This window comes from Priestia sp. YIM B13551 (assembly GCF_042787905.1).
Classification (GTDB): Bacteria; Bacillota; Bacilli; order Bacillales; family Bacillaceae_H; genus Priestia.
Map to the genome: position 1 here is coordinate 164603 of NZ_JBHZOX010000006.1, position 12257 is coordinate 176859.

Annotated in this window: 16 protein-coding genes and 7 tRNA genes; 22 read left to right on the forward strand and 1 reads right to left on the reverse strand. The window is 36.2% G+C overall.

From position 1 onward, the window contains the following. Positions 1–11 precede the first annotated feature (11 nt). From ACFX4N_RS24230 to ACFX4N_RS24250, 5 genes are read left to right on the forward strand one after another with little or no spacing between them, the layout of a single operon-like run. Positions 12–536, forward strand: coding sequence for a hypothetical protein (locus tag ACFX4N_RS24230; RefSeq protein ID WP_377262993.1), 525 nt, complete (start codon positions 12–14; stop codon positions 534–536). Positions 537–584: 48 nt separating this feature from the next. Then, positions 585–983, forward strand: a complete 399-nt coding sequence (locus tag ACFX4N_RS24235; protein ID WP_377262995.1) for a Rho GTPase-activating protein — start codon at positions 585–587, stop codon at positions 981–983. Then, positions 980–1618, forward strand: a complete 639-nt coding sequence (locus tag ACFX4N_RS24240; RefSeq protein WP_377262998.1) for a hypothetical protein — start codon at positions 980–982, stop codon at positions 1616–1618. The genes ACFX4N_RS24235 and ACFX4N_RS24240 overlap by 4 nt, the downstream gene beginning before the upstream one ends. Continuing rightward, entirely contained in the window at positions 1612–2187 is a 576-nt protein-coding gene (locus tag ACFX4N_RS24245; protein ID WP_377263001.1) for a hypothetical protein, read from the forward strand. Before ACFX4N_RS24240 ends, ACFX4N_RS24245 begins: the two co-directional genes overlap by 7 nt. Next, positions 2184–2888, forward strand: a complete 705-nt coding sequence (locus ACFX4N_RS24250) for a hypothetical protein (RefSeq protein WP_377263004.1) — start codon at positions 2184–2186, stop codon at positions 2886–2888. Before ACFX4N_RS24245 ends, ACFX4N_RS24250 begins: the two co-directional genes overlap by 4 nt. Positions 2889–2911: 23 nt before the next feature. On the opposite strand, the gene ACFX4N_RS24255 is transcribed toward ACFX4N_RS24250, so the two are convergent. Continuing rightward, on the reverse strand, positions 2912–3175 hold the full coding sequence (locus ACFX4N_RS24255; RefSeq protein WP_377263007.1) for a hypothetical protein: 264 nt from the start codon (positions 3173–3175) through the stop codon (positions 2912–2914). Positions 3176–3401: 226 nt separating this feature from the next. Between ACFX4N_RS24255 and ACFX4N_RS24260 the strand changes: the two genes are divergently transcribed. From ACFX4N_RS24260 to ACFX4N_RS24340, 17 genes are all read left to right on the forward strand, one after another. Next, a complete protein-coding gene (locus tag ACFX4N_RS24260; protein WP_377263009.1) occupies positions 3402–3533 on the forward strand; it encodes a hypothetical protein in 132 nt (43 codons plus the stop codon). Between the two features lie 6 nt (positions 3534–3539). Beyond that, positions 3540–4373 carry a ThiF family adenylyltransferase gene (locus ACFX4N_RS24265; RefSeq protein ID WP_377263011.1) on the forward strand — a complete coding sequence of 278 codons (834 nt, stop codon included), beginning with the start codon at positions 3540–3542 and terminating at the stop codon, positions 4371–4373. A gap of 183 nt (positions 4374–4556) precedes the next feature. Then, the gene (locus ACFX4N_RS24270; protein ID WP_377263013.1) at positions 4557–7151 is read left to right on the forward strand and encodes a hypothetical protein; all 2595 of its coding nucleotides are present in this window, start codon (positions 4557–4559) and stop codon (positions 7149–7151) included. An 84-nt stretch (positions 7152–7235) separates the two neighbouring features. Further along, complete coding sequence (locus ACFX4N_RS24275; RefSeq protein ID WP_377263014.1) at positions 7236–7925, forward strand: N-acetylmuramoyl-L-alanine amidase; 690 nt, start codon at positions 7236–7238, stop codon at positions 7923–7925. A 74-nt stretch (positions 7926–7999) separates the two neighbouring features. Then, a complete protein-coding gene (locus ACFX4N_RS24280) occupies positions 8000–8530 on the forward strand; it encodes a hypothetical protein (RefSeq protein ID WP_377263016.1) in 531 nt (176 codons plus the stop codon). Positions 8531–8829: 299 nt separating this feature from the next. Continuing rightward, complete coding sequence (locus tag ACFX4N_RS24285) at positions 8830–9021, forward strand: hypothetical protein (protein ID WP_377263018.1); 192 nt, start codon at positions 8830–8832, stop codon at positions 9019–9021. Positions 9022–9040: 19 nt separating this feature from the next. Continuing rightward, positions 9041–9244 (forward strand): hypothetical protein, encoded by a 204-nt coding sequence (locus ACFX4N_RS24290; RefSeq protein WP_377263019.1) that lies wholly within the window; start codon positions 9041–9043, stop codon positions 9242–9244. A gap of 50 nt (positions 9245–9294) precedes the next feature. Continuing rightward, the gene (locus ACFX4N_RS24295; RefSeq protein WP_377263021.1) at positions 9295–9678 is read left to right on the forward strand and encodes a hypothetical protein; all 384 of its coding nucleotides are present in this window, start codon (positions 9295–9297) and stop codon (positions 9676–9678) included. A gap of 353 nt (positions 9679–10031) precedes the next feature. Then, positions 10032–10106: transfer RNA gene (locus ACFX4N_RS24300), tRNA-Asn, on the forward strand. Between the two features lie 141 nt (positions 10107–10247). After that, positions 10248–10319 (forward strand) — tRNA-Gly (locus ACFX4N_RS24305). Positions 10320–10462: 143 nt separating this feature from the next. After that, positions 10463–10539 (forward strand) — tRNA-Pro (locus tag ACFX4N_RS24310). Positions 10540–10614: 75 nt separating this feature from the next. After that, a tRNA-OTHER gene (locus tag ACFX4N_RS24315) sits at positions 10615–10711 on the forward strand. Positions 10712–10736: 25 nt separating this feature from the next. Then, positions 10737–10928, forward strand: a complete 192-nt coding sequence (locus ACFX4N_RS24320; protein WP_377263023.1) for a zinc ribbon domain-containing protein — start codon at positions 10737–10739, stop codon at positions 10926–10928. Between the two features lie 157 nt (positions 10929–11085). Further along, positions 11086–11158 (forward strand) — tRNA-Thr (locus ACFX4N_RS24325). Positions 11159–11320: 162 nt separating this feature from the next. Further along, positions 11321–11395: transfer RNA gene (locus ACFX4N_RS24330), tRNA-Trp, on the forward strand. Positions 11396–11420: 25 nt separating this feature from the next. Next, positions 11421–12020: a cell wall hydrolase gene (locus tag ACFX4N_RS24335; RefSeq protein WP_377263025.1), complete on the forward strand. Its 600-nt coding sequence runs from the start codon at positions 11421–11423 to the stop codon at positions 12018–12020. 5 nt (positions 12021–12025) lie between these two features. Beyond that, positions 12026–12116, forward strand: a tRNA-Ser gene (locus ACFX4N_RS24340). Positions 12117–12257: the final 141 nt, after the last annotated feature.

Below are 12257 nucleotides of genomic sequence, written 5' to 3' on the forward strand. Positions count from 1 at the left end.
ATTGATGGAATATGATACAAGCTCACGGACAAATATCTAGAATAGAGGGACTAACAATTAATGAGGATAGTGTTAGTTTTAATAATGCTCGTATCACATTAAATGGTGAACATATTATGGATGCAACAACAATTCCTACTTCTGTTTTCCCAATAACCTCTATAGAGACTGATACATCGAGACGTTATGAAATGGTTTATCAACATCATCCACATTATGAATATGTGCTTGGGAATTCATTTTCTCATAATGAACAAGAAGAAGATGACCTAGTAGCATATATTGCTCGTGAACGCGAAAGAGAACGCGAGAATAATAGAGATATTGTAGAACGAATTTTTGAAATGCAACACATGTTTATCCGCAAATATGGAATTAGACCAGATGCTCTGTTTATAAATCGAGAGGATCATTACAAGTTAATGCGAAACACGAGTTATTACCACTACGACAGCACAGTAACTTTTCAAGGTCTGAAAATTATTCCTACTCTTGCAGATGAAACATATGTTGGTCTTGCTAATATAAATCATTGAGAGGCTTCCACTTTGGAAGTCTTTTTTTATTTTAAGGAGGAAACGAAATTGAAACCGATATTACATGGATTAGATCAATTGAAAATATCTGGCGTTGAGAGAGTACCTACTGAGAAAGTAAATGTTAAATCGCTTATTGATACATTAGAAGCTAATTACGATAAAAAAGTTCCTGAAGACTGGATGAATGAGTATTATCAAATTGCAGAGATTTATAAGGTTTTATTTTCAAAAGGCTTTCTTCCAGATGAAATGATGAACCGCTACGAAACTCAAATTTTACAATATGCTTATGAGAATATAGATGAGGATCTTGAAGATACAGTGAATGGACCACATGCTTCTACAGGTCGTGATTACTATTATGAATTTGGTAGAAGTTTGGGCGTAGAAAAACAAGCTTCTGTATTAAAAGAACATTTAGATGAGGAGTCTGACTTCATATGAGCATACAATATCCTTCCTTATATGTTAAGAATAAGTTCCAATATCAATGCTATAAAAAATGCCATGAAAAAATTAACTTATTAAGTGAAGAACCTAGTAGGGTGCTTGGCGAAGAGTATGCCTTATGTTACCGTGATGATTTTTTTGGAGATCTCATTCCTGGTGCAGTGGGTACAATGTGTGATGCCCTTTATGTAGATTACGCAAAAGAAGACTTCGAAAAAGTTATAGGGGAAGTCATACACGATGTTGTTAATGAATACACAATGGATGTTTTAGCTGTATTTCATTTTGGCCTTTTACATGATTATCTTTACTTGTTTGATAAGGAAGAACAGCAAAATTGGATGATACGTATGTCTTCATTAATGGATGAGTTACCAGACAATACAATGACTTTCGGGGAGCTTTTTTCTGACTATACCACTAGTACAGGTAAGAAGCCGGAACATAGTCTTTATTTAAAGGAAATGGAATTCACTTATGTTATTACTTTTGATTATGAATTTATGACCCCTTATGAATATGGGCCTGATTATTTTTTTGCGTTCGAAAAATTTGCATTAAATTATTTTGATTTATACAAGGAATTAATTAATGAAATCAAAAATCGGAGGTTGAAGTCGGTATGTTGATGGGATCTACATTAAAAGCGAGGAAAACCTTTTTTATTCAGATATTAGCCAAGGATCATGGTATTGAAGATGAAAGATTCATTGAGTTTTTACATGCTTATGTTGACGAAGAAACAACAGAACTTGACTATCCTTACATACTAGAAACTATGGAACTATTCTTTGAGTTTCATTTTGATTGGGTAGAGGTTCCTTATGATGTACATGACGAGTATGTTAACGGTTGGAATTATCAAATCATCGGCGCTATCCATATTCCTGAATTAATGAAGTATATTAATCATCCAAAATACCCTACATTTATAGAAGGTTTTGATATCGTACAAGACAATGTAGTGGGTGATGGAAACTTGATTGAATTTGTTCATTTACCTACCTCAGAATTATCAAATAGCGGAGAGGGTTACATTAGGGATTTTGCAAACCAACCAGCTACTTTCATAATCGGAATACAAGAGGAAACGGGAATTTCCCTAGAAGAAACGGTTGAATTTTTATTAGAACTAAAGAAACTAAATGATTACATTGCATTACTGGCGAAAGATGAGAGGGGAGAAATAGTAGCATGATTAAAATTACTCTTGGAGATACACAATTACCACACATTGAATACGAAGTAAATGGAACTAAACGTTCATGGGATATAGACCATAATACGTTATTCGAATTTCTTCAAAGAAACTGTTATAAGGAAGTAAAGCGAGATGTTAAGAAACCTGAAGTACCTGTATTTGAATCACCTGCACTTCCAAAAGGTACAGTTAAGTATATGGCGCTACCGGATGGTCAAGTTGTTTTATTTATGGAGCAAAAAGAAGGTAGGTTTGATATTACCTACCACAACAAACCGTATAAAAAAGTTCCTTTTCCAAACTTGTTGTTTGTTTTTACATTTGCTCCTACTAACAATGGATATAGAATAACGAATAAAAAATGCTTTGCTTTTAAAGATAAAGTGTTTCGAGACACAACTAAGCTATACCGTTTCCCATTTTCTCATGTTCAAGGTGACGGGGAAATGTGCTTTTTCTTTATGAGTGAATTGCAGGATTTAGCACAGATGACATCGTTTGTTCATAACTGGATGGCAGCGGATATTACAGATCATTATTACAACTTAAAAGATGTAAATAAATGGGGTTTACCTTTGCGACAAATTTTTGAAGAAACGCAAGGTAAGCCCCGTTTTGATTATACAAAGTTACATGAGCCAAAACGCCGTTGCGCTAAAGATATTGTTGCAAGCTACGTAAATAGATTTTTCAACTAAACTAAAAAACTGAGAGAAGGTATTTAACATGACTGAAAAAAAAACCAAACTACTGACTTATTCACTAATATTGCTAATTCAACTACTAATGGCTTATTCACTGCACCAGAGCAATCTAACGCTAACAACTTATTTAATTTACCTACAGGTAATAATCCATTTGCTAATGTAACTTCTAATTCTGTATCAGATCCATTTGCAGATGCTACACCGTCTACAGTAGCAGATCCATTTGCAACTCCAGCAACTGAAGAGAAAAAAGAAACGGTAAATACAGCGGAAGACAAAACTAAGGCTGCTCAAAAATTAGTACAAGGCTTAGAGGAACGTATAAAAGCAAAAGCGGAAGCCGGTAAGACAGAAGAAAAGCCGAAGGATACAAAGGGTAATGTTTCTTCTAAAAAAGAAAAAACTCCGGCAAAGAAACCAGCAACCCCAAAACCGCTTTTAAGAGTAGATACATCATGGAACATTGCTTATGCAGGTAATCAAGATAATCCACCAGAGGATAACATGACTTTGGAACAAGTTCGTGAATGGTTAGAACTAGATTATCCTGAATTGTCTAAGGAACGTACAAAATTGGTTGTTGAAGAAGAAAAGAAATTAATCGTACCTATTGTTTCTGGTGCAAAGAAAGGATGAGTGTAAATGTTAATGAAGGCATTGGAGTTATATCCTGAACGAAAAATCCATTTTGATATTGTTCAAGTAGGAGCCGGTGGAAATGGAGGATACATAACTCAGCGATTAGCTAAGTTGTTATCCTCTTTAAATAGAATGGAAGTAAATAGTGAGTTTACTTATACAATTGTAGATTTAGATTTGGTTGAGGAGAAAAACCTGCAAAGACAACCGTTTCTCCCAAAAGATATAGGTAAGAACAAAGCAAAGGTATTAGCTGAACGGTATGGAAAAGCTTATCAATTTCCTGTTTTCCATCGAGAAGAATATGTTGAATCCCTAGAAGAATTAAGAAATTGTTTTGCTTCTGGCTATGATAACTTTGTTGTTCCATTGGAAACTAAATTGTTTAGAGTCTTAATTGGAGCAGTTGATAATCATGCTTCACGAAAGATTATGCATGAATATTTCCAAGAAGATGACAGTCTAATTTATATTGATTGTGGTGTAGATGGAATCTTACAAGAAGGCTCAGAAGAGGAAATACGTCGCTCTGGATATGCAGGTCATTGTGTATGTGGAGTTCATCATAATGATACGATTCTTGCTCCAGTAGCAAGTGTGTACCCTGACATTTTAGAAGACAATGAAAGTCTTTTACCTTCTCAAAGTTGTGGACAAAATATCGTTTCACAACCTCAGCGTATGCAATCAAATGAAATGGCCGCTCTAATCACAATGGGATACTTGAATCAAATCCTTGCTGATAGAAGGTTGTATCACCATTATACAAATTTTAATGCTCTTACTCATACAAGTAAGGCAGTATTATTACCATTTAAAAATGATAAAGAAGATTGAAGGCTGCCACCTTCTCTCTTTTTGAAATTAGTTGAAATAAAGAGCACCTTTGCCGAGGTGTTTTTTATTTTGCCTAATTTTTTGTATAAATAGCCCTAAAAAATAGTTACACCCATTGATTTTTTAGAATGAACTGCTTACGTTCGAAACATCGATTTTGAACGTGAGAGGAGCAAGACGGGTTTGACAACTGTTGAAAGTATTTATGAAAAATTTCAATTATTAAAAAGGGAGAGATTATTAATGATGAACGTAGAACAATTAAACACTTTATTGAAAAGAGTAAATATCGAGGACAATGTAGAGGTAAAACAAAGCATTTTATCCGCTATCCACAAATATTTAGATACATTTACTGGTGGAGCTGTAGAGTTCCCGAACGTTGAACTACCAGAAAACAATCAAGAAACAAATGAAGAAACTTTGCATGTTGAATTTCCAAATGCAGTAGTTGAAGAAGTTGAAGTGGAAGAAGTCGAAACATCAGCTATTCAACCTCAACCAATTCAAGAAGATGTTATTTTACCAGCTCATAAAGAAGCATCTAATGATTTAAGTGCTACATATGTAGAAGAAACACAATCTGCTACTCAAATTGAAGAGGCTCAACCTGTTCAACAAGAGGTAATAGAAACTGTCCAAGAAGAAATGAGTCTACCAACAGAAACAGTTCTTCCAGTGGAGCCAGTTCTTCCAGTAGTAGAATTACCAAAAGAAACACTTCCTCAAGTAGAGGAAACAAAGGTAGAAGTTCCTGTGGAAACTCCAGCGGTTGTAGTTGAAACATCTATTGAAGAGGAAACATTAACTGATGCAGCCGAAGAAGTGGAATTAGAAAATGAAAAAGTATATGTAGAAACATTCGGTTTAATTTCTCCAACAAATGAAAAACATATGGGAACAATTATTGAACGTGGCGGTGTAATTTACCGTGATAAACGCTCATTCTATTTAACACTATGCTTAGATGATGAAATTGTTGCGATTGCTAAAACAACTAAACTTGAACAATTCCCTGAAAATATTCGTAATTATTTAAAAGATGGTGGATTTGTTTCTGTGGAAGTTGTATCGTTTGGCGAAATTGTTCCTAAATCTCGTGCTCGTTATACAGACGTTACGTACAAAAATCTAAAAGTGTTAGTGAAGGACCATTGGATCGTAGAGAGCGTAACTAATCTGCTTGAAAAAGGAGAAGTTCCTGCTCACGCTAAGACAGAAGAGAAAGAAGTCGAAACAGAAGCTCCGAAAGAAGAAGTTGTAACAAAAGAAGAGGTTGTTGAAGAAGAGAAGCCATTCTTGGTTGCTAGTTTCTTACTACACCCTAACTTTGTTCCAACATTTGAAACTCAAAAAGAAGCAGTTTTAACTCAAAATTATGGAATTACAGTTGCGGGTAGCATTGCTCGTTTCTATACAACAAATGCTAGTGGAACGATTGTTATTGGTGTGCAAGAGGATACAAAACTTAATCCAAACAACTACTCTGCTAAAATCCTTGATTATGAAATGAAGAAAGTAGAAGATAAAACGTTTATTCAATTCAAATTAGATGCAGATGTAATTGGTGAGACTGTTCAAGCGGAGACTGCAGCTCCAGTTGAAGGTGTTCAGCAAGTACCAGTTGTTGAGCAAGCACCAGTTGCTGAAACTGTAACTCAATCTGTAAACGTTCAGACTGTACCGCTTGGTGTTGTTCCACAAGATTTTCCTTTAACAAATGAATTAACTTTACCGCTACACCCTAAAGCAGAGACTATGTTTAGCTTAGAAGCTGCAAAATCTATGGTTGGCCAAGCGATTAGCTTAGGATTCTTTGTGAACCCAGCGGATCAATTTAAACAAGTAGCGTTAATGCATGATGTGTTTCAAATGGCAACAGGAGTAAATACATTATCAAGTGAAGCAATGCGTAATTCTAAATGGTTAGCACAGCTAATCGATGTTGATATGGTAGTAGATCCACAAACTAGCCGTAAAGCGATGGTTATTAAATTTGACCAACTATGGGAAGTAGAAGATTTCGCATATGAAAAAGCACCAGGTTTAAATGTATTAGATTTTGTGCCAATTACTGATGAATCTTTCCAAGCAAGAGAACTTGAACTTGCTAAGATTCAAGAAGCTGCTAAGCAAGAGGTAGCATCTGCTGAAGCGTTATTAAATAAAGATTATACTCCAGAAGAAGCGAATCAATTACTAAATCCGAATCCAGAAGCGAATTATACGCAAGGCTATCAAGAATTAGTAAGTTCTAATAGCAAAGATATGGGCGGAGCAATTGAAGAAATCCGTACTCAAACAGCTATGACTCCACAATCTCGTCAAGATGTAATGGATCAAGCACAAGGCATGGTTTCTGGTGTTATTACACAAACACTTCAAGAAACAGGTATCAGAGTTCAAACAGAAGAGAAGCAACCAACGCAAGTAGTAGGTAATTTACAAGCTGGAGCGGGCAATCTTACTCAAACAGAAACCGTAATTCAATTCATCACTGGTCATTCACCTTCATCTTGGGAAAAATCTGTCGGCAAACGGATCGAGGTAAAGAGTGAACTCCACATTACTGGTGGTGGACCAGTTACAAGTAAGCTAGTTTCTATTTCAGGCAAAGAAAACATGATTGTAGCACAAGGGCTAGCTCCAATCACTGAAGCTTTATTTGTAGATGGAAACTTACATCAAGCTACTATTAAATCTATTGAGCAATCTTCTCAAGAACAACAAGGATTCCTTGTGACTATGCGTTTAGGGGATTTCGTCAAAAAAGCATAAGTAAACGATTGAGCTAAACAAGTGTAATGGTTATCGTAGTCCTGCATCATTTGGTGCAATTTTTATCGGAGGTGCATGACTACGATGAGTTATAAACTTATTACATTAACAGCAGGTCATAATGCTATTGTTCCGGGAGCAAGCGGATGTGGCTACAAAGAACATGAAGTTGCTCGTACAATTGTTGCAGAATTAGAAAAGCAATTTAAATCTGTTGGTCAGACTGTGAAGGTTTGTACTGACAATGTAGGAAAGACGAAATCTGCAGTATGGGGAAATGCCGTTAAAAACTGCAATAAACTACCTAAAGATGGTCGTTTAGATGTTAGTATTCACTTGAATGCTTTTAATGGTAAATCACACGGTACAGAAGTTCTTTACTACAGTCAGAAAGACCTTGCCGCTAAAGTTTCAAAAGAACTTTCTGCTAAGTTAGGCACAGATGATCGTGGGCCGAAAGAAGCGAAAAACATTGGTTTTCTTAACAGCACAAATGCTTCTTCTATCTTAATTGAAGTAGCTTTCATTGATAGTGCTGATGATATGAAGAAACTAATGGCTTCTGGTGGTATCGCTAAGGCATGTAATGCTATTGTTCATGCTTTAACAGGTAAAACTGTAGCACCCGCTACTCCTGTAACTTATAAAGTTGTAAAAGGTGATACTCTTTGGAGCATTGCAAATGATCATAAAACAACTGTAGATAAACTTAAGTCTATCAATGGCTTAAAGTCTGATGTTTTAAGCATTGGACAAGTTCTAAAGTTGAAATAATATCCCGGTAAATCTAAGTCAGCTTCGGCTGGCTTATTTTTTATATACAAAAAAGTATTATGGAGGTTGAAAGAGTGTTATCGAGTATTACTGTAAAAGAGGTTCAATCAGAGCAAGACTGGAATTTATTTTGGGAAACGTTTAATACGAATTGGACAAGAATCGGAAATCCACGCGAACGATTTGAATTATATGGTGGCCGTGCTTTTCTTGTATTAGAGGATGGAGTACCTGTTGGAACAGGAAGTTACAGAAAACCATCTCAAAAATTTTTGTCTTATTTCCCTTCATTAGAAGGAAAGGATAATGTAGTTACTTATATTGACCATTTAAGCTTACTACCTACTACGAAGAATAGTCGTCATTGTATGTTAAGCTTATTTGAAGAAATGATGCGTGTAGGAATGGAGTACAATTACGAATATGGCACATTCTTTATGCATGAAAGAGTACTAACTCTATTTAAAAGATATACCCGCATAAATGTAATTATGGAAGAGGAAAACTATATTGAAAATGATGTATCTTATCAGTCTGTATATGTTGATATTAATGAATGTTGGGCGAAAATCCAGTCTCACAAAGTAGCACAAATAAACAACTAAACCTAGTCAGCTTATAAGCGGCTTATTTTTTTTGCACAAAATCCGCACGATGTATTGACTTTTTCTTTTCATAAGGTTGTATTAACATAGGTAGCAAAACAATAAAAAATATTAAAAGAAATTTTCTCGGACTAAATATAATGTGTAATTTTTTCGTTAATTAATGCAAATTATTTTCTATTAATTTCTCTTAAGAAATCCCTACGGATGTAAAATCTTGTAGGGATTTTCTTATTTTTCTTGTTTTATTTTAAAAATTATCTATTATTAGTATATATAGGGAATTAAAGGAGACAAAAATGTGGATTAGGAATTTTATGATAACTGGATTAGCAACTATAGTATGGTTTGCTGTATCTTTTGTTTATATGTACTCTCTCTTACCTAGAAGAATTGAACCCGCAAAACGAGTATTATGGGGTCTAGGTGGAGGCGGTGCACTTGGAATTACATTGCTATTATTAGCAATCTATATAGAAACAAAAATTTAATTAATGAGGAGATTTGATCATGCAAACTATGCTCTCAACAGGCGAACCAAGTACTTTAGGTAATTGGTATAAGTTGTGTAAAGGTATATTTGGAGAGGAATCAAAGGCAACTCTATTTATTAAAGAAAAAATGGATGAAGAAGGCGAAGGTGCAAACGTGGTAGCTGAAGAAAGTCAACTATTGACGATACTAGGAAAAATGCATCTAAACGAGCAGGAATAAGATAAATATTGTCGAATACCCACTCTGATAATATAAAGGGGTGGATGTAAATGGCGCAATTAGGTTATGGTGGACGAGAAGAACAATTATATCTTCAGGCATATGATTTTGCAAAACAAGGAAAGCCTACTCTGATTTTTAGCTTTGAATCTTCTCTTATAAAGTTTACAAAAGGTTTAGCTTCTCATGTACTGAAAATCCCTGTTTCGGAATTAGACCTAGGGAATGTGGATTTACAAAAAGCACTACATGAACCATTGAAGGCACATTTTTCAGTAATAACTGAAGCCAGTATGTCTCTTTCAGAAATAGAAGAAGCAATTAATGAGAATAAAAAAACTCAAGGTATTACCCATGTGGTGTTAGATCGTGTTGAGGATAAGACTAGAATCAATGCAATTGCTAGAAGTGCCGGAGTACAAGTTTATTATTAATTATAGAAAATACCGCTACTTTATAACGCGCGATAAAGTAGCGGTATTTTTTTATTTTTTTTGCTAGAACTGTTGACAAATGCACTCCAACTGCTTACGTTATCTTCAGCTGATAGACATATCAATTAAACCAAGTGCTTTTACAACATAGAATCAACTTATTTTAATGGTATGTAGTACAATGCCTCAGCACCGAGGTAATAGAAGTGACTATGTTCATCGTGAATTAAATTCATTTCTTGCTTTTATCGATTAATTCAACATCGCGTGTTGAAGCCGGGTGAAGGGGCGCATAGACGTAAGAGGTCGGGCTGTTTATGCAAGTTAATGGGTTCGGGGACGTTAACATTCATTCCACAGTAGCTCAGTGGTAGAGCAATCGGCTGTTAACCGATAGGTCGTAGGTTCGAATCCTACCTGTGGAGCCAATATGACAGGGCTTCCTGTCGCCATACTAATTAATCATCCTTTTTATTTTATTTTATTTTATTTTATTTTATTTTATTCCTTTTTCATTATTTTCATTTTTCTATTTTCCTTTCTACGGTAGTGCGAATACCGTAGATCATGTGTCCCTGGTCTAATGGTTATGATTTCTGTTTTCCAAACAGACGATACGAGTTCGATTCTCGTGGGGTGCTTGGCATAGTTGCGTTCACGCACAACTGATTGACCTCTTGAATGGCGATTTAAGAGCACACATCCTTTCACTTACTATTGGTTGCATATGACGCTGTATAGCGAAATATGGCAGTTAAGCTTCTGTATAAAAAGCTGTCTCTATCTCGATTTAGCTCAGTTTGGTAGAGCACTTGGTTTGGGACCAAGGGGTCGTAGGTTCAAATCCTTCAGTCGAGACCATAAAACACAACACACTAACAAAACACAACACACTACATCATAGTCGGGGTGCTTACGCTTCAAGCGCCCCAACATGTTCTCTTAGTTTAATGGTAAAACAACGTAAACCTGAATGGTGCGGCAGCACATGATACAGTGGTAAACGGGGGTTCGATTCCTTCAGAGGACACCAATTTTTATCTAGCAAGGAGTAAGTTATGCCGATCTATAAATTCGATTGTACAAAATGCGGTACTTCATTTGAAACTATCGTAAAAATGGGTACAGAAGAAACTACATGTAAATGTGGTGAAGTTGCGAAGAAGGATTATGCAGGAAGTATGATGTTTTCATCTACAGGACTTCCAAACGGACATAATAGCATTCGTTCAAAGCTTAGAGGTAAGTAATATCATGGCCTGGAAGTTCAATGGGTGAACACATATCACTATGGATATGTAGGTGTAGGAGTTCGATTCTCCACGTAGGCCCAACTAATTGGCATCTCCTTTCTTGAATATGAGAACAGAGTCTTGGTAGGAATTGCGAGCTTCCTATCGAGCACTTGCCGGTGTAGCTCAATTGGTAGAGCAACTGACTTGTAATCAGTAGGTTGGGGGTTCAAGTCCTCTTGCCGGCATATAGCAGTTAGAGAGTCCTGCTATATTAAGCTCTCCCTGTGCGTCCCCCCTTAAAAGACGTATCCCTTCGGAGGCGTACAGGTAACAGGATATGCGGGCGGATAGCAAAGGGGTTATCTGGGAGATAAGCGCGTATAACGAAGGGGCGCCTCTCCATTTTTAGGGGTATAGTTTAATTGGTAGAACAACGGTCTCCAAAACCGTTGGTGTGGGTTCAAGTCCTGCTATCCCTGCCAATAAAGACAATAGGGGAAAGACATCATGAGAAAACTAGTAATAGCTATCATCCTGTCTGTACTACTAAGTCTTAATTTCTCTCTAATCAATGGACATGCTCAGGAATTAAGCAAGTACACAGTCAAAAGCGGAGATACGTTATGGAAGATTTCTTCTAATAGCGGTGTGACGTTAGCATCCTTAAAAAAGGTGAATAACAATCACAGCGACAGCATCCGTGTAGGTGAAGTTTTAAAACTTCCTTATAAAGTAACTGACGCAGACCAAACACTAATGGCAAAGTTAGTACAAGCTGAAGCCCAAGGCGAGCCATATGCCGGAAAAGTTGCGGTAGCTACAGTGGTTTTAAATCGTGTAGATTACCAAGCAGAATTTCCAAACAATGTACATGATGTGGTTTATGAAACGTATGATGGAAGTCATTACGCTTTCACACCTGTACAAAATGGAGAAATCAATAAAGCCTATGGTACTGACTCTATGAAAGCTGTAAAGGAAGCTCTCACATTTAGAGGTCAAGGTAGTGGCTCATTGTATTTCTACAATCCAAAGACTGTCACAAGTTCTTGGGTTGCATCAAGACCAGTAACAGTAGTTATTGGCAATCACACATTTGCTAAGTAAATTGTAGAGAGGTACCCAAGTGGCTGAAGTGGCTCCTTTGCTAAAGGAGTAGACCTGTAAAAAGGTACGAGGGTTCGAATCCCTTCCTCTCTGCCATCTATATTACTCTCCCTCAATCAAGTATATATATGGCTAGACGACGACACATATTGCTTTAAATCATTTTACTTTACCTTACATTGTGGAAGAGCCTTCTCTTGTAGAAAAAAACTATAGGAGAAGGCTTTTTTTGTCTTG